The organism is Noviherbaspirillum sp. (assembly GCF_036846085.1).
In the GTDB taxonomy this organism is placed as follows: domain Bacteria; phylum Pseudomonadota; class Gammaproteobacteria; order Burkholderiales; family Burkholderiaceae_D; genus Noviherbaspirillum.
Window position 1 is genome coordinate 1 of the sequence record NZ_DAIUCO010000077.1, and the last position, 19,576, is coordinate 19,576.

General features: G+C 58.5%; 18 protein-coding genes and 1 tRNA gene. 12 read left to right on the plus strand and 7 right to left on the minus strand.

Annotation, left to right across the window (positions count from 1 at the left end; all coding sequences use genetic code 11):
• The 6 genes from V7080_RS11025 to V7080_RS11050 form a co-directional block, all read left to right on the plus strand.
• A partial coding sequence (locus V7080_RS11025) for a DALR domain-containing protein (RefSeq protein ID WP_334188445.1) occupies window positions 1–883 on the plus strand: 883 nt, incomplete at its 5' end.
• A 4-nt stretch (window positions 884–887) separates the two neighbouring features.
• Window positions 888–1,541, plus strand: coding sequence for a DNA-3-methyladenine glycosylase family protein (locus V7080_RS11030; RefSeq protein ID WP_334188446.1), 654 nt, complete (start codon window positions 888–890; stop codon window positions 1,539–1,541).
• Window positions 1,542–1,582: 41 nt separating this feature from the next.
• On the plus strand, window positions 1,583–2,557 hold the full coding sequence (locus V7080_RS11035) for an acetyl-CoA carboxylase carboxyltransferase subunit alpha (protein ID WP_334188447.1): 975 nt from the start codon (window positions 1,583–1,585) through the stop codon (window positions 2,555–2,557).
• Window positions 2,558–2,656: 99 nt separating this feature from the next.
• The gene (tilS, locus tag V7080_RS11040) at window positions 2,657–3,955 is read left to right on the plus strand and encodes a tRNA lysidine(34) synthetase TilS (RefSeq protein ID WP_334188462.1); all 1,299 of its coding nucleotides are present in this window, start codon (window positions 2,657–2,659) and stop codon (window positions 3,953–3,955) included.
• A gap of 151 nt (window positions 3,956–4,106) precedes the next feature.
• Entirely contained in the window at window positions 4,107–5,357 is a 1,251-nt protein-coding gene (locus tag V7080_RS11045; protein WP_334188448.1) for an aspartate kinase, read from the plus strand.
• A gap of 94 nt (window positions 5,358–5,451) precedes the next feature.
• Window positions 5,452–5,545, plus strand: a tRNA-Ser gene (locus V7080_RS11050).
• A 123-nt stretch (window positions 5,546–5,668) separates the two neighbouring features.
• Here the strand turns inward: V7080_RS11050 and V7080_RS11055 are convergent.
• Window positions 5,669–6,592: a Bug family tripartite tricarboxylate transporter substrate binding protein gene (locus tag V7080_RS11055; protein ID WP_442947214.1), complete on the minus strand. Its 924-nt coding sequence runs from the start codon at window positions 6,590–6,592 to the stop codon at window positions 5,669–5,671.
• A gap of 105 nt (window positions 6,593–6,697) precedes the next feature.
• Complete coding sequence (locus tag V7080_RS11060) at window positions 6,698–7,789, minus strand: tartrate dehydrogenase (RefSeq protein ID WP_334188450.1); 1,092 nt, start codon at window positions 7,787–7,789, stop codon at window positions 6,698–6,700.
• A gap of 100 nt (window positions 7,790–7,889) precedes the next feature.
• Here V7080_RS11060 and V7080_RS11065 point away from each other — a divergent pair, with 100 nt between their 5' ends.
• Window positions 7,890–8,834: a LysR substrate-binding domain-containing protein gene (locus tag V7080_RS11065; RefSeq protein ID WP_334188451.1), complete on the plus strand. Its 945-nt coding sequence runs from the start codon at window positions 7,890–7,892 to the stop codon at window positions 8,832–8,834.
• Between the two features lie 138 nt (window positions 8,835–8,972).
• Here the strand turns inward: V7080_RS11065 and V7080_RS11070 are convergent, their stop codons facing one another.
• Window positions 8,973–9,863, minus strand: a complete 891-nt coding sequence (locus V7080_RS11070; protein ID WP_334188452.1) for an MBL fold metallo-hydrolase — start codon at window positions 9,861–9,863, stop codon at window positions 8,973–8,975.
• 119 nt (window positions 9,864–9,982) lie between these two features.
• Between V7080_RS11070 and V7080_RS11075 the strand changes: the two genes are divergently transcribed.
• Window positions 9,983–10,894, plus strand: a complete 912-nt coding sequence (locus V7080_RS11075) for a LysR family transcriptional regulator (RefSeq protein WP_334188453.1) — start codon at window positions 9,983–9,985, stop codon at window positions 10,892–10,894.
• A gap of 228 nt (window positions 10,895–11,122) precedes the next feature.
• Here the strand turns inward: V7080_RS11075 and V7080_RS11080 are convergent, their stop codons facing one another.
• The 3 genes from V7080_RS11080 to V7080_RS11090 form a co-directional block, all read right to left on the minus strand.
• A complete protein-coding gene (locus tag V7080_RS11080; protein ID WP_334188454.1) occupies window positions 11,123–12,274 on the minus strand; it encodes an ABC transporter substrate-binding protein in 1,152 nt (383 codons plus the stop codon).
• 94 nt (window positions 12,275–12,368) lie between these two features.
• A complete protein-coding gene (locus V7080_RS11085) occupies window positions 12,369–13,304 on the minus strand; it encodes a shikimate kinase (protein WP_334188455.1) in 936 nt (311 codons plus the stop codon).
• A 60-nt stretch (window positions 13,305–13,364) separates the two neighbouring features.
• On the minus strand, window positions 13,365–15,251 hold the full coding sequence (locus V7080_RS11090; protein ID WP_334188456.1) for a feruloyl-CoA synthase: 1,887 nt from the start codon (window positions 15,249–15,251) through the stop codon (window positions 13,365–13,367).
• 208 nt (window positions 15,252–15,459) lie between these two features.
• Here V7080_RS11090 and V7080_RS11095 point away from each other — a divergent pair, with 208 nt between their 5' ends.
• Complete coding sequence (locus V7080_RS11095; protein ID WP_334188457.1) at window positions 15,460–16,224, plus strand: SDR family NAD(P)-dependent oxidoreductase; 765 nt, start codon at window positions 15,460–15,462, stop codon at window positions 16,222–16,224.
• 59 nt (window positions 16,225–16,283) lie between these two features.
• On the opposite strand, the gene V7080_RS11100 is transcribed toward V7080_RS11095, so the two are convergent.
• Window positions 16,284–17,126, minus strand: a complete 843-nt coding sequence (locus tag V7080_RS11100) for a phytanoyl-CoA dioxygenase family protein (protein ID WP_334188458.1) — start codon at window positions 17,124–17,126, stop codon at window positions 16,284–16,286.
• A 761-nt stretch (window positions 17,127–17,887) separates the two neighbouring features.
• Between V7080_RS11100 and flhD the strand changes: the two genes are divergently transcribed.
• The 3 genes from flhD to V7080_RS11115 all read left to right on the plus strand — a co-directional run.
• A complete protein-coding gene (flhD, locus tag V7080_RS11105) occupies window positions 17,888–18,205 on the plus strand; it encodes a flagellar transcriptional regulator FlhD (RefSeq protein WP_334188459.1) in 318 nt (105 codons plus the stop codon).
• 45 nt (window positions 18,206–18,250) lie between these two features.
• Window positions 18,251–18,808 (plus strand): flagellar transcriptional regulator FlhC, encoded by a 558-nt coding sequence (gene flhC, locus V7080_RS11110; RefSeq protein WP_334188460.1) that lies wholly within the window; start codon window positions 18,251–18,253, stop codon window positions 18,806–18,808.
• Window positions 18,809–18,846: 38 nt separating this feature from the next.
• Window positions 18,847–19,576: class I SAM-dependent methyltransferase (locus tag V7080_RS11115; protein WP_334188461.1), on the plus strand; the 730-nt coding region annotated here is incomplete at its 3' end.

The following is a 19,576-nucleotide window of genomic DNA, read 5'->3' on the forward strand; positions in this document are numbered from 1 at the left end:
CCTGAATACTGGCAAACGCGATCCCCTCGACTTTGTGCTGTGGAAGGCTGCGAAGGAATCCGAGCCCGAGGAAGTGAAATGGGCGTCGCAATGGGGCAGCGGCAGACCGGGATGGCATATCGAATGTTCTGCGATGGGATGCGAGTTGCTGGGCGAGCATTTCGATATCCACGGCGGCGGCCAGGATCTGCAATTTCCTCATCATGAAAATGAAATTGCCCAATCCGAAGGCGCGCACGGCGGCACATTCGTCAATTATTGGATGCACAATGGTTTCGTGCGGGTCGACAATGAAAAAATGTCGAAGTCGCTCGGCAATTTCTTCACCATCCGGGATGTTCTGAAAAAGTATGACGCGGAAGTAGTGCGGTTCTTCATATTGCGCGCGCATTATCGCAGCCCGCTCAATTATTCGGACGCTCATCTCGATGATGCGCGCCAGGCCCTGACCCGGCTCTATACCGCACTCAAGGATTCGCCGCCGGACAATCTGCCGCTTGATGAAAACGAGGCCCATGCAATCCGCTTCGCCGATGCAATGAACGATGATTTCAATAGCCCGATCGGGATGGCTGTCCTGTTCGACTTGGCGAATGAAATCAATCGGACGAAATCCCCCGCACTTGCCCGGCAGCTCAAACAACTTGGCGCGACGATTGGACTGCTTCAACGCGATCCGCAGGAATTCCTGCATGCGACTCCCGGTAGCGATGTTGGCGGTGGATTGGCGGAAGCGGACATCGTGAGCCGGATCGAAGCCAGGGCCGCGGCGAAAAAGGCAAAAAACTTTGCCGAGGCTGACAGCATCCGGGCAAGCCTGCTTGCAGCCGGCATCGTGCTGGAAGACAAGCCCGGCGGCTTGACCGAATGGCGAAGGGCTTGATTCCATGGCGAAGCTTAAATCGGCTGAGCCGGCATCTTGCGTCCCTGCCTATTGGCAGGATGCCAAGGAAGAACTGATGAAGCGCGACCGCATCATGCGGCGCCTGATTCCTCAATTCGGCGACTTGCACCTCGTTGGCCGAAGCGAGCCTTTTACCACCCTGGTGCGTTCGATACTTTCACAACAGATTTCCGTCAAGGCGGCCGAGACCATCTGGTTGCGTCTCCTTGAAGTGTGCCCGACATGTACGCCTGCCCAGATTCTAAAAGCAGGCAATGAAAAGCTGGCTGCATGCGGGTTGTCGAAGCGAAAGGCGGAGTACATCACCGATCTCGCCGAGCACTTCAAGGCCAGGCGCGTTCATGTTGACCAATGGGCAGACATGGACGATGAAAATGTCATTACTGACCTGACCCAAATCCGTGGCATCGGACGCTGGACAGCGGAGATGTTTTTGATATTTAATTTGCTTCGCCCCAATATCCTGCCGCTGGACGATGTGGGTTTGCTAAGAGGCATCAGTGTCAATTATTTCTCTGGCGAGCCGGTATCCCGAAGCGATGCGCGCGAAGTCGCGGCGAACTGGGAGCCTTGGCGGACGGTCGCGACGTGGTATCTGTGGCGCAGCCTCGATACGACTCCCGTCCCTGTAAAATAAACAACTGATTTTTATCCTTATCCGGGATATGCGGAGGCACGATGAGTAAAACGAGTTTTCTTGCTTTTGAGCAGCCAATTGCAGAACTTGAAAGCAAGATCGACGAGTTGCGGTTCGTGCAGGATGATTCTGCCGTCGACATTTCCGAAGAGATCGACCGTCTTTCCAAAAAAAGCCAGCAGCTGACCAAAGACATTTATGCAAAGCTGACGCCTTGGCAGGTTTCCCAGATCGCGCGGCATCCGCAGCGCCCGTACACGATGGATTATGTGAATGAAATATTCACCGATTTCCATGAATTGCACGGTGATCGCACTTATGCTGACGACCTGTCGATTGTCGGCGGTCTGGCTCGCTTCAATGGCCAGGCATGCATGGTGATCGGCCACCAGAAGGGGAGAGATACCAAGGAGCGCGCGATGCGTAATTTCGGCATGCCGAAGCCGGAAGGGTATCGCAAGGCAATGCGCCTCATGAAGCTGGCGGAAAAATTCGGCCTGCCGGTCTTTACCTTCGTCGACACGCCCGGCGCTTTTCCCGGCATCGATGCCGAGGAACGCGGACAGTCTGAAGCGATCGGTCACAACCTGTACGTCATGGCCGAACTGAAGGTTCCGCTCATCGCCACCATCATCGGTGAAGGTGGTTCGGGCGGCGCTCTGGCGATCGCCGTCGGCGATGCGGTTCTGATGCTGCAGTACGCGACCTATTCCGTTATTTCTCCCGAAGGCTGTGCATCGATTCTCTGGAAAACATCGGAGAGGGCCGCCGACGCCGCGGAAGCCCTTGGGTTGACCGCGCATCGACTCAAGGCGTTGAACCTTATCGACAAGATCGTCAATGAACCGCTCGGCGGCGCCCATCGCGACCCGAAGCAGATGGCTGCGCTGCTCAAGCGCGCATTGGCGGACACCATGCGCCAGTTCCAGGGAGTGAAAACCAAGGATCTGCTCGCTGCACGCCATGAAAAACTGATGAGCTACGGGCGCTTCAAGGAAATTTCGTCACCGGAATAAGATGTGGCGATTCATTCGATAGTACAAATTACCGCTGCATTCGAACGCGCGCTGGGAGACATCCTGGCGCGCGTTTGCGTTTCAGGCACGGATGCGAAGATGGCCGTCGCCTATAGTGGCGGGCTTGATTCATCGGTTCTGTTGAGCCTTGCGCGCGATTATGCGGCTGCGCATCGCATCAGCTTGTTCGCATTTCATATCAATCATGGGATCAGCATGAACGCATCCCGGTGGCTTGAACACTGCGCGGGAAAATGCGTGGCACAAGACATCGTGTTTGATGCGCGTGAAGTGCAATTGGCCGGGAGCGACAAGACTGGCATCGAAGAGGCCGCACGCAACAGCCGCTATGCTGCGCTGGGCGAGCTGTGTCGTAAGCATAACGTTCCCTTGCTGCTGACCGCGCATCACCAGGACGACCAGGCGGAAACGGTTCTGCTGCAATTGCTGCGGGGCTCGGGCATCGCCGGGTTGTCTGCCATGGAAGCATTGAATACGGCGCCGGCATTGCTGGGCGACCCGCATCTTTTGATCGCTCGTCCTCTCCTGGCGTTTTCCCGGTCTCAGCTCGAATTCATTGCCAGCACACGTGGTATCGAATTCATCGAAGACGAATCAAACGCCGATCCGAGTTTTGCCCGCAATGCACTTCGTCATCACGTCATGCCTGCGCTGGCAACTTGCTTCCCGGGATTCGAGAAGCGGCTCGCGCGGACGGCTGGGCATGCGCAATCCGCGCAGCGTCTTCTCGATGAGTTCGCCGCCCTGGATCTGGCCCACTGTCTCAACGAAGAGCGGATCGATTTGCGCCGGCTCCGCCTGCTCAGTGATGACCGAATCGACAATATGCTGCGCCACTGGATCTCGTCACGCGGCGTGCGGATGCCCAGCACTGCATGGCTGCGCGAGATGCGCATGCAGCTATTCAAGGCAAAGGAAGACGCGCAGGTCTGCATCAAGCATCCCGACTGTGAAATTCGACGGCATCGCGGCCATGCGTTTCTGATCGATCGAAGGATTGAGGCGGCCGAAGAAATGCTGCCGATCGGTTTCCGCTGGAATGGACAATCGAAGATGGCGTTCCCGCAGTTTCAGGGCACGCTGTATTTCGATGAGGCGGAAGAGGGCATCGATGCACTTTGGCTCGCTGAACAAACCTTGCGAATACGATATCGATCGGGCGGGGAGAGGCTGAAGCCGGCGTCAAACCGGCCGACACGCAGCTTGAAACAACATTATCAGGCGCTCGATATTCCCGCGTGGGAAAGAGAACGCCTGCCGGTGGTCGACATTGGCGACCGGCTTGTATTTGCCGCAGGCATCGGTATGGATTGCCATTTGTTCGGTGATTCGGACGTTCGGCGTATCCGGCTTCGCTGGCAACACATGAAAGCCTGACCACAGGACACTTCTCATCGCGGCGCAACGCGTGGGCCTATAAATTGCTGCTTGTCATATCCGATGGCAGCAGGTAGACTAAAAGGTTGTTTTTCTCGCTTTGCGTAATTCGTTTTACGTCATTTTTCAGGCCTTCCCCCTTTCACACTCTATGGCTTTAATCGTCCACAAGTATGGCGGCACATCGATGGGTTCGACCGAACGCATCAAGAATGTCGCAAAACGCGTTGCAAAATGGCATGACGCCGGTCATCAGATCGTGGTTGTGCCATCGGCAATGTCCGGTGAAACCAACCGCTTGATTGCGCTTGCCAAGGAAATCATGCCGCAGCCGGATCCGAGGGAGCTCGATATGCTTGCCTCCACGGGCGAGCAGGTATCCGTAGCGCTGCTGTCGATGGCGCTACAGTCCATCGGCAAGCAGGCGGTCTCCTATGCCGGCTGGCAGGTGCCCATCAAGACCGATTCCGCCTATACCAAGGCACGCATTCAATCGATCGACGACGCGAAGGTCCGTCGCGATCTCGACGCTGGCCGTATTGTCATCATTACCGGCTTCCAGGGCGTGGACGACAAGGGCAACATTTCGACATTGGGGCGCGGTGGCTCGGATACTTCCGCTGTCGCGGTGGCTGCGGCGCTGAAGGCTGCGGAATGCCTCATCTACACCGACGTCGATGGCGTCTACACCACCGATCCGCGCGTGGTCACCGAGGCTCGTCGACTGAAAACGGTCACATTCGAAGAGATGCTCGAGCTGGCGTCGCTCGGATCAAAGGTGCTGCAGATCCGGTCCGTCGAATTTGCCGGCAACTACAAGGTGCCGACGCGCGTACTGTCGTCGCTCACCGACCCGCTGATGTCGCTGGAAGAAGAAGCGAATTCCGGCACCCTGATTTCGTTTGAGGAAGATACACACATGGAACAAGCAGTCATTTCCGGTATTGCGTTCAATCGCGATGAAGCCAAAGTCACCGTGCTTGGCGTGCCGGACCGGCCGGGTATCGCTTACCAGATTCTTGGACCGATCGCGGATGCCAACGTCGAAGTCGACATGATCATTCAGAACCAGTCGGTCGACGGCAAGACCGATTTCACCTTCACCGTGCCACGCGGCGAATATGCGAAGGCGATGGATGTCCTGAACAAGAGCGTGAAAGAGCATATCGGCGCGGCAAACATCAATGGCGACACGAAAGTGTCGAAAGTGTCAGTGGTCGGCGTCGGCATGCGCAGCCACGTGGGCATCGCTTCCCAGATGTTCCGTACGTTGTCGGAAGAGGGGATCAACATTCAAATGATCTCCACCTCCGAAATCAAGATCTCAGTTTTGATCGACGAAAAATACATGGAGCTGGCGGTACGTGCATTGCACAAGGCATTCGACCTCGAAAAAGGTTGATAAATCTTAACTGAACGCATAGTTTCATTGACCTGACGCGCATGAAAAGCTATCATGCGTGGCTCCGACAGGTTGGACTTGCAGCCTGACGTGTGGAGACGTGGCCGAGTGGTCGAAGGCACTTCCCTGCTAAGGAAGCATATGGGCTTAAACCTGTATCGAGGGTTCGAATCCCTCCGTCTCCGCCAGAAAACAAAAGCCCCGCATGGGGCTTTTTTTTTGCGGTGACGGGAGCATGCACAGCATGCGATCGGGATTTGAAGCGCACCATCCTCACCGTCGATGCACCTGCGGGCAATTGCCGACCTCCACTAATCGATCGTTACGTTGGCTTCCTTAACCAGCTTTGCAAAACGCTCGGTGTCGTTCTTGATCTGGGCGGCCATTTCAGCTTGGGTGTTTCCGATTGGCTCCGCGCCCATGTCCTCCATCTTCTTCCTGAAATCCGGCGATTTGACGATCTTCACGATCTCGGTGTTCAGGCGCGCGACAATGTCCTTCGGCGTGGCTGCCGGCGCAAGTATGCCAAACCATGTCCCCTGATCGAAGCCCTTCAGACCCGCTTCGTTCAGTGTCGGCACATCCGGCAGTGATGGCGAGCGTTTCGCCGTGGTGACTGCCAGCGGGCGCAGCTTGCCGGCCTTGATGTGAGACAGTACCGGCGTGATGGTGTCAAAGGACATGTCGACCTGGCCACCCAGGAGATCAATGGTCAACGGACCGCTCCCCTTGTACGGCACATGCAGCAGCTGCACGCCGGCCATCCCTTCAAATTGCGCGCCGATCAGGTGCTGGCCGGTGCCGGTACCATTCGAGCCATAGGTGTACTTGCCAGGGGACGCCTTGGCCAGCGCCACTAGTTCCGCGACGGTTTTTGCCGGCATGCCCGGGCCGACCACCAGTACGTTTGGTACCAGGGCCAGCGTGGTGACCGGCGCGAAGTCTTTCTGGAAATCGTATCCCAGCTTCTTGTACACACTGCTGGCAATGGTGTGATGTACCGCGCCGACGAGCAAGGTGTGACCGTCGGGTTTTGCCTTGGCGACCTGGTCCGCCCCGAGGGTCGCTCCGGCGCCGCCTTTGTTCTCCACAATTACGGATTGTCCGAGGCTCTTGGACAATTCCTGTCCGACGGCGCGGGCAAGGGCGTCCGTCGTGCCGCCGGTGGCGAACGGCACGACCAGGGTGACCGGTTTGGTCGGCCAGGATTGTGCGAACGCGGCGCCGGAAATCATTCCGGCAGTGAGGATGCCGGCCTGAAGTAGGGGAGTGATCTGATGAATCATAGTACGCATGCTTGTCTCCTGATGGGGCATGAGGCTTTTCAGCCATCGGTTTTCTTATGCGGCCTTGGCGCCGGCAGCACCGGCGCGAATGCGACTGCATACAGCGTCGGTCACCTGGGCGGTGGTGGCCTTGCCGCCGAGGTCGCCGGTATGAAGAGCGGGGTTGGCGGTAACCTGCTCGACGGCGTCCATCAATGTCTTCGCCGCCTGATTTTCGCCGAGATGCTCCAGCAGCATCACGCAGCTCCAGAATGTGCCGACCGGATTGGCGAGGCCCTTGCCCATGATGTCGAAGGCGGAGCCGTGAATCGGCTCGAACATGCTGGGATAGCGACGCTCCGGGTCGATGTTGCCGGTCGGGGCGATACCGAGGCTGCCGGCCAGCGCGGCTGCCAGATCACTCAGGATGTCGGCATGAAGATTGGTCGCGACCAGGGTGTCGAGTGACGCGGGACGGTTCACCATGCGCGCAGTGGCCGCGTCCACCAGTTCCTTGTCCCACTTCACATCCGGGAATTCCCTGGAAACCTGCAGCGCGATCTCGTCCCACATCACCATTGCATGGCGCTGTGCATTCGACTTGGTCACGACGGTCAGCAGTTTGCGCGGACGCGACTGTGCCAGCGTGAACGCGTAGCGCATGATGCGTTCCACTCCTGCGCGCGTCATGACGGAAAGATCGGTGGCGACTTCAATCGGGTGGCCCTGATGAGCCCTGCCGCCGACACCGGCATACTCACCCTCGGAGTTCTCGCGCACGATCACCCAGTTGAGGTCTTCGGGCCTGCAGCGCTTCAATGGCGCGTCGATTCCGGGAAGGATGCGCGTCGGCCGTACGTTGGCATACTGATCAAATCCCTGGCAAATCTTGAGGCGCAAACCCCATAACGTGACATGGTCCGGGATGTCGGGATCGCCGGCGGAACCGAAAAGGATGGCATCCTTATCGCGTAGTGCATCGAGCCCGTCTGCGGGCATCATTTCCCCGTGCTGGCGAAACCAGTCGCCGCCCCATCCATAGGAAGTAAAGTCAAAGCGGAAAGCGTTTTGGGTGGCTGCCAGCGTTTCCAGCACGGTTTGGCCGGCGGGGATGACTTCCTTGCCAATGCCGTCGCCGGGGATGCACGCTACCTTGTAGGTTTTCATGGGTCGTCTCATGTAAGAGTTGCAATGGACGCCCACTATACGGATTGCACGGATCAAAACAGCGAGCTAAAGTTGAACCATTATCAACTTTGAGTTAACAATGTCGACCCCAACCACTGCGCCGTCGGAGATGGCGTTTTTCAGCATGCTGGTGCGTGCGGGAAGCTTTTCCGCGGCTGCTCGCGAACTCGATGTGACCACGGCGGCGGTCAGCAAACGCATGAGCCAGCTCGAAGCGCGGCTCGGTGCCCGCCTGCTGCACAGGACGACCCGGCGCATCGGCCTCACGCCGGAAGGCGAAATGTATCTGGCCAACGCCCGCCGCATCCTTGCCGAAATTGACGACATGGAGCGCATGATTACAAATGCGGTCTCCGCGCCGAAAGGATTGCTGCGGGTCAACGCGACGCTCGGTTTTGGGCGGAGCCATATCGCGCCTCTCGTGTCCGGTTTCGTCAGGCGCTATCCGGAAGTCGAGGTCCAGTTGCAGCTGACCGTCAACCCGCCGATGCTGGTCGATGATGCCTACGATGTCTGCATCCGCTTTGGCGAGCCACCCGACGCGCGGGTCATCGCCCGGCACATTGCGTCGAACCGCCGGCTCATCTGCGGTGCGCCGGCTTACCTTGAGCAGCGTGGGACACCCCGCGTTCCCAGTGACCTTGAGCAGCACAATTGCATCGGCATCAGGCAAGGCGAGGAGGGGTATGGCATCTGGCATCTGAAGTCCGGGCAACGCACGCAGACGGTCAAGGTCCGCGGGACGCTGAGCACCAACGACGGAGAGATTGCAGTGAACTGGGCGCTGGAAGGTCACGGACTCCTGATGCGGGCGGAATGGGACATTGCCAAGTATCTTCAGAGTGGCCGGCTGCGGCAGGTGCTGCCAAACTGGCTGACGCCGGCGGCCGACATCTATGCCGTATTTCCGTATGAGGTGCAGACGGCCGCGCGGGTGCGTGCATTCGTCGACTTCGTCGCCGAGGCGTTTTCTGCGTCAACACCGGAAGGACAGGCCGTGGCGCCATGGTCCTGGAACAGGTGAGAGGCTGAGCAGCCAGCGCGGCCGGCACGGTGGCGTTCTTCGGCTGACGGCGGTGGGTCGACTCCACGCAGGAGCCGACCGGGTTGACCTCCTTAAGTCCCCAGGGATCCCCGGGTCATTCGTGAACGTCATCATGACTCACCATTGCATCTCGCCTTTATTCACTTTGGCGCCGATATCAAGCGCCATCCCAAGGCCTGCCTGCGGATAACTCCGTTTCATCGCTTCGATGAGTTCGGCAGCGTTCCCGGCCTTCGCCGATTCGGTATCGAAGCGCCGCAGGTAGTCGCGGGTATAGGCGATATTGGAGACATCGAGCAGGGTGCCTGACGCCATGTGCCCCGGTACGACGACCAGTGGCTTGAGCGCTTCCATTTCGTCGAGCTGGGAAAGCCACGCCTGGCGTTCTTCGGCTTTCTGCGTATCGGCTGTCCACACATGCAGGTTGCCGAATACCGCGATGTTTCCGACGATGGCTTTGATCGATGGGATCCAAAGGTAGGGGCGGTGTGCCAGTTGTCCGGTCGTGCCGCGGACTTCGATGGTCTCGCCGTCCACCATCAACGCGGTGTCCTTTGTCTCGTCAGGAAGGACCGGTTGCCGTGGTGCGTTGGCACCCATCTTCGGCCCCCAAAAGGCGAGCTTGCCGGCCATCTTGGACCGGATTTTTTCACGTACGGCCGGCGTGGTCAGCACCTGCGCCTGGGGAAACAGGGTCTTCAGCGTTTCGGCGCCGAAGTAGTAGTCCGGGTCCGCATTGCTGATGAAGATGGTCTTGAGCGTCTTGCCGGTATCGAGCACGTTGGCGGCGATACGAAGCGCATCGGCGCGGGAAAAACCGGCATCGATCACCAGTGCCTCGGTTTTGCCGCTGACGACGACGGAATTGACATGGAAGCTGGACGCCTCGGCGTTATGCACTTTCAGGGTAAGCGGTTGCGTGCCCTGTGCGACTGCATCGCCGGCGGGAACAATACCGAAAGTCAGAACGGGAATGACGAGCCCTGCGAGCTTGATCGGCGAAAACATGGTGATCTCCAAAGTGAGGTAGTTGAAATGCAAGATCAACTTTATTCCGACCATTCGAGTAGATAAACTGTCATTTCTGCAAATGATTTTTGTATAAATCGATGATATGGAGATGTTGAATGGACCGACTCACCGCAGCCCGCGTTTTTGTCGAGGTGGCCGAGCGTGGCAGTCTCACCCGGACTGCGGAGCGGCTGGAAATGTCACCGGCGATGGTCAGCCGCTATCTGGCCGCGATGGAAGGCTGGGTGGGTGCCCGGCTGCTGCACCGGACCACCAGGCGGATCGGCCTGACCGATGCCGGGGAGGCGGTCCTGACGTCATGCCGTCATTTGCTGGAAATCGCGGAAGACGTGCAGCATCTGGCCGGCAACCGCAACCGGGAGCCCGAAGGCAAGCTGCGCATTGCCACCTCCGCTTCGTTCGCCGAAGCGCAATTGACGACGGCGATCGTGGATTTTCAGAACTTGCATCCGCGTGTGCAGGTGGAATTGCTGGCAACCGACCGAGCTGTGGATTTGGTTGAGGACAGGATCGATCTCGCGGTACGGATCACCAACTCCCTTGACCCCGCTGTCGTTGCGCGGCCGCTGGCGCAATGCCGGTCGGTGCTGTGCGCGTCTTCCAGGTACATCGAACGGTACGGCCGCCCGGACAGCCTGGAGTCGTTGAAGGCGCATCGATTCATAACCCACGCTTTCGGGGCCGGGGCGCAATACCGGTTCCGGTATCAGGGTCAATCCGTCGAATTTCCGTTGACCGGCACCCTGTTCACCAATGAAACCTCGATCCTTCGCCGTGCGGTCCTGGAGGGGGCAGGAGTGGGCATGCTGCCGACCTATTATGTCGGCAATGATCTTCGTAGTGGCGCACTGGTCCGTCTTCTGCCTGACTATGCGCCCGAGCCGCTGGGCATACATGCCGTGTATCTGTCACGGCGCCATCGGCCGCTTGCTCTGCATCACCTGCTGGAGTTCCTGGTGCAACGCTTTCGCGGCGAACTTGCGCCCTGGGACAGGGATGCGACGTGAACCGCAGGGGAGAGCAACGATTGAATACACACTAGTTCGCCTGTATCGGGTCACCGCTTGCCACGCTTTGGATGATCAAGATCCGAGCGGTATTCGCCTGGGGACCGATGGCGTGTTATTCGAGCCCGCAGAAGCGCCCGGCCGGGTCCCGATGTCGTCTGAAAAGCAAAAAGCCCCATGCGGGGCTTTTGTTCGTCATTGGCCGATGCAACTGCATCGGCCGCTACATCACTTGGCGTCCAGAAGCTTCCAGTCGCCGTTCTCCACCCGTACCAATACCCGGGAGCGGGCATCATGGCCGAAATGGTCGTTCGACGTCATGTTGAACACGCCATGCGTGCCGACGATCTCGCGCTGGGTTTCCATCCCATCACGTAACGCCTGCCTGAATTCCGGCGTGCCCGGCTTTCCTTTCTTCAGTGCTGCCGGTGCGGCGGCTGCAAAGAGAAGATAGGCATCGTACGCATGGGCGCCGAAAGACGAAAACGATCCCGGCCCGTTCTTTTCTTCGTATTTCTTGACATATTCCAGCCCGACCTTCTTCGATGGATGGCTATCGGGAAGCTGGTTGGCGACGACCACCGGTCCGACGGGCAGAATGGTGCCTTCAACAGCCTTGCCTCCGACGCGCATGAATTCCTTGGTTGCCGTCCCGTGCGTCTGATAGATCTGGCCCTTGAACCCGCGGTCGAGCACGGCAAGCTGCGGCATGGCCGATGGTGTTCCCGACGCGACGACGAGAATGGCGTCCGGCTTCGCCGAGACCAGTTTCAGCGCTTGCGCCGTCACGCTGGTATCGGTGCGGTTGAAGCGCTCGACAGCGATCAGCTTGATGCCGGCCGCTTCCGCCGCCTTGGTCATTTCACGTAGCCAGCCTTCGCCGTAGCCGTCGGTATAGCCGATGAAGCCAAGCGTTTTGACGTTGTTGGTTTTCATATGCTGCGCCAGGGACTGCGCCATCACCGCGTTATGCTGCGGGACGCGGAATACCCATGTGTTCTTCGGCCCGGTCACTTCGATCGGCGCCAATGCCACCTGCGGGGTCTGCGTTTCGTTTGCGATCTCGGCCACTGCCAGTGCCGGTGGTACGGATGACGAACCGATAATCAGGTCGACATTGTGTTCCGCGACAAATTTGCGGGCGTTCTTGCTTGCCTGCGTCGGGTCGGTTCCGTCATCGAGAACGATGAAATTGATCTTTTCGCCTTCGATGGTCGTCGGAAAAAGCGCGACGGTATTGCGCTCCGGGATGCCGAGTGCGGCCGCCGGTCCGGTGGCGCTGACGGTGATGCCGATATTGATGTCGGCGATGGCCGGTGTGCCCCACGCGGCGAGAGCACCGAGCAAAACCAGCGCGCTTCTTTTCAAGTTGTTATCCATGTTTCCTCCAACGCAATGTAATAGATATGACCGACGAATAAGGCCGGATAGGCCCGCTTGCTGCAACGACGTGGTACCGGTACTTCAACACTGCTTACAGCCTATGCTCTTCCATCAACTTCAGGATTTCATCCGCAGACGCATCGATCGACTTGCCAGTCGTTTCGACGCTCGCGGCCGCCAACGCATACAGGCTTTCCCGAGCGCTGAGCGATCGCGTGATGTTTTCCATTGCCTCCTGCTTCAGTTGCTCGTTGGCGATCCGCACGTCATGCTGCGCCATGACGCGCCGGTAATGCTCCTCGGGATCGGCCCGCAACCAGACGCAATAGAACGAATGGAGCAGGAGCTCATAGGTGGAGGGTTCGGTGACGATGCCGCCACCGGTAGCCAGTACGAATTCCGGGTAGGTGGAGATCACCCGTTCCAGGCAGCGTCGCTCCAGCCGACGGTAACCTGCCTGGCGATAGATCATAAACACCTCGTTGAGATTGATGCCGGCTTCCGCTTCGATTTCCTTGTTGAGTTCCACGAAAGGAATGGACAAGCGTTTTGCGAGGATTGGCCCAAGCGTCGATTTTCCCGCGCCGCGCAGGCCGATCAAGGCGATGCGGCGGGGGCGGGGCGCATGAGCTTCTTCCTCATCCACCACCTGATCAAGCAGCATTCGCCGGATTTCGCCCAGCTTTTCATGCGACTGGCGTTTCAGCAGTTCGACAATCAACGCATAGTCGGCGCCATAACCTTCGGTATCGGCAAGCAGGTTCTCAATGGGAAGATTGAGCGCCAAAGCCAGCCTGTGCAGCACGCCGATGGATACATTGCCGTCGCCTTTTTCCACGCGTGACAGGTACGGCAGTGAAATGCCGGACTCTACGGCAAGCTGCTTGCGAGAGAGCGCGCGTGCGGCGCGTGCAGCGCGTACCCGCTGGCCGAGGCGCGAGGTGAGGACGGTTGCTTTTTCGGACAACGGATCGGCGCGTTGTTCATCAATGTCGAGTGATCCCGTAAAGTCGTCGGCATCAGTCATGCTTTTTTCGGTTGGTCGTGTTGGCATTCGTGTGTCATTTTGGTTTGATTGCTTGCATCCTTATGGCAGTGCAATGACGCCGGCATCCGGCGTCAGGGCATGTATCCTGTCGACCAGCTCCGCGCGCCGCCGCAGCACCGCCGCCTGGTTGATATAGCCCTTGTCCGTGATTTCGTTGCCGTCCACCGATGGCGGATCGGCCATGATGATCGCGCGTTGCGGAAAATTCGATGTGCCTGCCCATTTGCGCTTCATCTCCACCATGCCTGTTTCAACATGGCGCCTTACCGCGGGGTGCGATACCACTTCGGCCACCGGCGCGTCCGGGGCAAGTCCCGCCAGCTGCCGGCAAGCAGCCGCATTGGGGAAAATCAGGAAGCCCACGAAATCCCGGTCATGCCCGGTGATGACGATGTCCTGCACGATCGGCGCCAGCGCTTCGATGCCGCCTACCCGCAACTTGCCGGTGTTGACCCAGGTGCCGCTGCTGAGCTTGAAATCCTCCGCCACGCGGCCGTCGAAAAAGAGCCCTAATTCCGGGTGTGCGCTATCCACGAAGCGCACGGCGTCGCCGATGCGATAAAACCCTTCCTCGTCGAACGCTTTTTGCGTCAATTCCGGTTGCTTGTAGTACCCCGGTGTCACGTTTGGTCCCTTCACGCGGACTTCCAGCTTCTCGCCGTTCGGCAGCAGCTTGAGCTGCACCCCGGGAATCGGCAGTCCGATGACGCCCGACCGGGCTGCCTGATAGTTGCAATGCGTCGCCAGGGGCGCGGTCTCGGTTGATCCCCAGGAAGTCACCATCGGCACGGGATGACCCAGTTCTTCGGTGGACAGTTCGATCAGGGCATCCCATAAGGTTTGCGGCAACGCGGCAGCGGCATAAAAAATGATCTGCAGCCGGGAAAAGAAATTGCGCCGCAATTCCCTGTCGGCGCGCAAGGCCGGTACCAGCATATCGAACGCACGCGGCACGTTCAGGTAAAGGGAAGGAGCGACGTCGCGCAGATTGCGAATGGTGGCGTCGAACATTCCGGGCATCGGCTTGCCGGTGTCCAGGAACAGGGTGCCGCCGTTCTTGAGAATCAGGTTGAAATTGTGATTGCCGCCGAAGGTGTGGTTCCACGGCAGCCAGTCCAGGAGGATGGGAGGCGTGTTCTTCATGAACGGCCAAATTTGCGCCAGGCTTTGCTGGGGTGCGCACAGCATGCGCTGCGTATTGATCACGCCTTTCGGATCTCCGGTGGAGCCGGAGGTGAAAAGAATTTTCGCCACCGTGTCCGGGCCGACCCGCGCAAAAGCCTCCTTGACGGCATCGTCATCGGCGTGGCTCAGTAAATCGGCGAAGGGCAGCATGGCCGGTGAAGACGGGAATGAAGGCTGCGCTGCGGACGGTATGGAATAACCGGAGATGACCAGCGGCGCGGTATGGATACCCTCAATGGATGCCAGTGCGGCTGCGTATCGGACCGGATCGGCGACGTAAATCAGGCCGGGGTCAAGCAGGGCGATCAGTGTTTTTAACTTTGCGTGATCCTGAGAAACCAAAGAGTAGGCGGGGGAGAGCGCGGAGTAAGGAATGCCGACGTGCAGGCAGGCGAGCATCAGCAGCGCATGTTCGATGCTGTTATCCGACAGTACAACCACCGGATGGTCTGGTCCCGGACGGCCATCCTTCAGCAACCAGGCGGCAATGCGATATACCTGTCCCAATGCCTGGGAATACGTCAGGCCGGCCCACTGGCCTGTCGCATCGCGCTCCTGAAGAAACAGCCTGTCAGGTGCTAGCCGCGCCCATCGCTCCAGGTCCTCGCCGATACAGCGCGGATAGTCTTCCAGGCGATGCGGCGTCTCGAGCAGCGTAGTGCCATCGGTGCGGCTCGTGACAGACATCTCCGGTTTTGCGAAGAGCAAGCCAGTATCGCGCGTGATATTTGCCATCGTCATTTGTATCTGTCTCCATCGTTCGGTTTTTATGTTTCCCGGTCGGGGACTAACTTTTGATGCACATGATGTGGAATACTATATGCAATTTTCTAAGAAAAAGAAACTATAGTTTTATATTTTGGGATTCTGGATTATTCTAGTCAGCAAACGTCTACATCGCGACGCAACCTAGATGTTGATCTTCAACTTCGCCTGAAAGGAAAGCCTGATGAATATCAATGGAAAAGCCGCTCTTGTAACAGGCGGCGCTTCGGGGCTCGGCGCCCAGACCGCGCGGGAGCTTGCCGGAGCTGGCGTCAGAGTCGCAATACTTGATGTAAATATGGAATTGGCCGAAAGTCTGGCGCATGAACTCGGATGCTTTGCAGTGCGATGTGACGTTTCCGATAGTGCCAGCGTGGCAAAGGCAATCGCCGCCGCCCGGATGGAAAACGGCTCCGCGCGCATCGTCGTAAATTGCGCAGGCATCGGCGGTGCCGGCCGCCTGGTGGGAAAGGACGGCAAACCGATGGCGCTGGACGATTTCAGCCGTGTCGTTCAGGTCAATCTGGTCGGGACATTCGATATGATCCGGCAGGCTGCGGCAGACATGCTGACGATGGAGCCCCTGACAGACGGCGAGCGTGGCGTCATCATCTCGACCGCTTCCGTTGCCGCGTATGAGGGACAGATCGGGCAAGCCGCTTATTCGGCTTCAAAAGGCGGGCTGGTGTCAATGACGCTGCCGCTGGCAAGAGATCTCGCCCAGTTCGGTGTGCGGGTCATGACGATCGCACCCGGTCTCTTCATGACCCCGCTGATGCAGTCCTTGCCGGAATCGCTCCAGCAATCGCTCGCGGCTTCAGTGCCGTTTCCGAAGCGGTTGGGCAAGCCGGATGAGTTCGCGGCCCTGGTTCTGCACGTTGCCGAGAATCTGGCGTTGAATGGCGAAGTGATCCGGCTAGACGGCGCACTGCGCCTCGCGCCCCGCTAGCGGGCTGTGGAACAGCGCCCGCCAGCGGCGTGAATCAGCAAGAGATCACGGGCGTCGTTTCAGACGCCCATCGTCAGGCCTTCGATGGTGTGTACCTGGATGATGGGTTCCGGACGATCGACGATGCGGCAGGTAAGGTGCCTGCGAACTTGCTCGGGCAAGCTGTTCCAGTATGCCTTGCTGACCTGCATATCATGATGTTCTGCATTGCGGGCATCCGGCGCGTCCACGCCGAGTACGAATACCGGGCGCGACTTGTCGGAGCGGTTTGCGGTGCCACGGTGGATGGTGAGCGCCGAGCGGGCCGAAATGTCGCCCATCCTGGGCATCTTGCGCTGCGCACGCGCCTCATAGCGATGGTAATAGGACTTCGGCGGGAACATGCCTTTTTCGCAACCGCAGTTGCTCAAGTCGTCCCACTGGGTGCCTGGCGCAATCTCGAAGGGTCCCATGTCCTCATAGACGTCCACCGTCGTCAGATTGAATGCCAGCGAATTGAGACGGCGTCCTTTGGAGGTCGCTTCAGGCATGGGAAAGTCGCGATGCCAGGGCTGATTTGCCGCGCCGGGACCGGGTACGTCAAAGCCGGCTTCAACGATACGGTAGTCCGGGCCGAGCACGGCCTCGCAGACTGCCACCACCCAGGGGTGGGTGACGAGTTCGGCAAAGCTGCGGATCCGCTCGGGATGCACTTCCACGTAAAACCGGTTCGGACCGCGATTGAGTGCGCCGCCGGGTTGCTGCAATGCTTCCTGAAACAGCACATCGATATCCTCCCGCAGTCGCTGCACCCACTGCCGGTCAAAAGCGCCTTTGCATCCGATGATGCCGTCGCCGTAAAGTCCGCCAAGGATAGTGGCGGTGTCGAAGTGGTCTGCCTGCGGTTGTAGCACTGCGCTCATCTATTCATCCTGTTTCGTTGAAAGTAGGTCAGGAGCCAGGTCGGGATATCGACCGTTGTCAGCCTACATATGGCCAATCAATCAATGCTCCGCTGGTACGTGGAGCGACGGAACACGACAGACTGGCGGGAATCCGGAAAGTGCCGTGCGGAACAAGGATTTTTTGAGGGAAAGAGCCAAAATGGTGCGAATAGTATTGGATGAGGTCGCTTCCGATGGCACATTTGCAATAAAAAGTTGCTGTATGGATACAGTTTGTTACTGATCTGCGGCAACTTTTAAAAGTTTTCTTGTTCAAACCCTCAAGTTGATGTTTCGGCCGTCGTTAAAAGACTCAGGCGGCGGCCGACACGAAAATTTTTCGGTTCCAGCCTAAAGTTTGCATACGAGCGGTCGATATTCCTGGCAGACGCAGGAAAAACGACGTGCTTACAACACTGATATGTCAGTTTGACGAGGTAAAAACACAACAGGCGGGTGAATTTATTATCAAGCTTTCCCTTCTGCCAATGGGTAAGACGGCGCGACACCAGAAAAGCATGGCTCGCTGCAAACCCATATCCCATGCGGGCCGCCGCGCTTCTAAGTAAGCGCGGGAGGCCTGCTGCCGGTCGTTTGTAGGACAAACACCGACAAGCGTCGACGATCATCGTCCGACGCAAAATACCGACACAACCCTATTTGCTCTCCTCAAGGCGGCGCGCAGAATGCATTTCATCGTCGATGCATAAATGCAAACCGGCACACAAGGGAGAGACCAAATGAACATGAATGACATGATGTCGGAAATCCGGGATGCCAACCTTAGCTACCTGATGCTCGCGCAGCAAATGATCCGCGCCGACAAGGCGACCGCAATTTTCCGTCTCGGCATCAGCAGCGAAATCGCCGACTTGCTGGAAGCACTGAATACCAGCCAGATCCTGAAGCTCGCAGGTACCAACATGATGCTGGCCCGCTTCCGCTTCGATGATGGCGCCATCCTCGGCATGCTCACCAATTACAACAAGGACCGTGAACTGGCGCATTCCCATGCCGCGATTCTGATGGCGGGCCAGCCGATCGAGGAAATTGTTTGAAGTTCGCATAAATAACAGGCATCGAACAATCAAGCGGAGAGAGACATGGCGAAGAAAAGTGTGGTGACCGAAGCGCAGGAAATCCAGTTGGCGATCGAATTGATCCGCCTCGGCGCCCGGCTCCAGTTGCTGGAATCCGAAACCACATTGTCCCGGGAGCGGCTGCTGAAGCTCTACAAGGAGCTCAAGGGCGTATCACCGCCGAAAGGCATGCTGCCTTTTTCCACGGATTGGTTCATCACCTGGCAACCAAATATTCACTCGTCATTGTTTATCAATATCCATCGGTACCTGATCGAGCACGCCCATATTTCCGGCATCGAAGCCGTCATGAAGGCCTACAAGCTTTACCTGGAGCAGGTCCAGCCCGATCCGAGCGGAGAACCGGTGCTGTCGCTAACGCGCGCCTGGACGCTCGTGCGCTTCTTCGAAAGCAAAATGCTGTCCACCGCCTGCTGCAGCAAATGCACCGGCGAATTCGTGGTCCACAATCTCGACCTGAACGATCACTATGTCTGCGGGCTGTGCCACATGCCTTCCCGTGCCGGCAAGACCAAAAAGGCCAAGGAAGACGCTGCGGCATCCGCGGAGGTGCCGGCCTGATTGACGGCGGCACGGCAGTCCGGGACCGAAGGTCAAGCATGGGCATGACACTTGCGCGACGCAGGTTGCCTGCGTTGCAGGCCCTCACGATTCAAAGCATCTCTTTCCTGATTGTGCTGGCAGCGGCCCATCTCCTGCCTGGACAATCGCAATTCCTCCTCACGATCGGCATGGCGGCGCTGCTGCAGGGCGCAATCGCGGCCGGGATATCGCGGCTCGCCGGGATGCCTGCGTGGTGGCAGATCATGCAATTCCTGTTTGCGCCGGCCTTGCTGGCCGCCCAGTCCCTCCAGCTTCCCTCCTGGATTTACCTCGTTGTCTTCCTTTCGCTCGCCGCGCTGTACTGGAATGTGCACCGCACGCAGGTCCCGTTTTATCCATCCGGGCGGGCGGTATGGCGCGCAGTGGCAGAGTTGCTGCCTGCCGGGCGGCCGCTGCATTGCATCGACATCGGCAGCGGCCTCGGCGGTCTGCCGATGCATCTTTCCCGTATTCGCGGCGAGAGTCATTTCACCGGTATCGAACTGGCGCCGCTGCCATGGTTCGTGAGCAGGGTGCGCAGCCGGCTCGCGGGCGGCCGGGCCCGATTTCTTCGCGGCGACTACAACCAGCTCGATCTGTCCGCATACGACGTCGTGTTCGCCTACCTGTCGCCGGCCGCGATGCCGGACCTGTGGCGCAAGGCGCAGGCGGAGATGCGGGCCGGGACACTGCTGCTGAGTTACGAGTTCCCGATTCCTGATGTGCCTCCCGATATCATCAGATCCA

What these genes read in the sequence shown, in the direction of transcription:
- V7080_RS11095 (WP_334188457.1), top strand. Translation starts at nt 15,460, where the DNA reads ATGAATATCAATGGAAAAGCCGCTCTTGTAACAGGCGGCGCTTCGGGG.
- flhC (WP_334188460.1), top strand. Translation starts at nt 18,251, where the DNA reads ATGGCGAAGAAAAGTGTGGTGACCGAAGCGCAGGAAATCCAGTTGGCG.
- V7080_RS11085 (WP_334188455.1), bottom strand. Translation starts at nt 13,304, where the DNA reads ATGACTGATGCCGACGACTTTACGGGATCACTCGACATTGATGAACAA.
- V7080_RS11075 (WP_334188453.1), top strand. Translation starts at nt 9,983, where the DNA reads ATGGACCGACTCACCGCAGCCCGCGTTTTTGTCGAGGTGGCCGAGCGT.
- V7080_RS11090 (WP_334188456.1), bottom strand. Translation starts at nt 15,251, where the DNA reads ATGACGATGGCAAATATCACGCGCGATACTGGCTTGCTCTTCGCAAAA.
- V7080_RS11080 (WP_334188454.1), bottom strand. Translation starts at nt 12,274, where the DNA reads ATGGATAACAACTTGAAAAGAAGCGCGCTGGTTTTGCTCGGTGCTCTC.
- V7080_RS11060 (WP_334188450.1), bottom strand. Translation starts at nt 7,789, where the DNA reads ATGAAAACCTACAAGGTAGCGTGCATCCCCGGCGACGGCATTGGCAAG.
- flhD (WP_334188459.1), top strand. Translation starts at nt 17,888, where the DNA reads ATGAACATGAATGACATGATGTCGGAAATCCGGGATGCCAACCTTAGC.
- V7080_RS11035 (WP_334188447.1), top strand. Translation starts at nt 1,583, where the DNA reads ATGAGTAAAACGAGTTTTCTTGCTTTTGAGCAGCCAATTGCAGAACTT.
- V7080_RS11100 (WP_334188458.1), bottom strand. Translation starts at nt 17,126, where the DNA reads ATGAGCGCAGTGCTACAACCGCAGGCAGACCACTTCGACACCGCCACT.
- V7080_RS11045 (WP_334188448.1), top strand. Translation starts at nt 4,107, where the DNA reads ATGGCTTTAATCGTCCACAAGTATGGCGGCACATCGATGGGTTCGACC.
- V7080_RS11070 (WP_334188452.1), bottom strand. Translation starts at nt 9,863, where the DNA reads ATGTTTTCGCCGATCAAGCTCGCAGGGCTCGTCATTCCCGTTCTGACT.
- V7080_RS11055 (WP_442947214.1), bottom strand. Translation starts at nt 6,592, where the DNA reads ATGATTTCCGGCGCCGCGTTCGCACAATCCTGGCCGACCAAACCGGTC.
- tilS (WP_334188462.1), top strand. Translation starts at nt 2,657, where the DNA reads ATGGCCGTCGCCTATAGTGGCGGGCTTGATTCATCGGTTCTGTTGAGC.
- V7080_RS11065 (WP_334188451.1), top strand. Translation starts at nt 7,890, where the DNA reads ATGTCGACCCCAACCACTGCGCCGTCGGAGATGGCGTTTTTCAGCATG.
- V7080_RS11030 (WP_334188446.1), top strand. Translation starts at nt 888, where the DNA reads ATGGCGAAGCTTAAATCGGCTGAGCCGGCATCTTGCGTCCCTGCCTAT.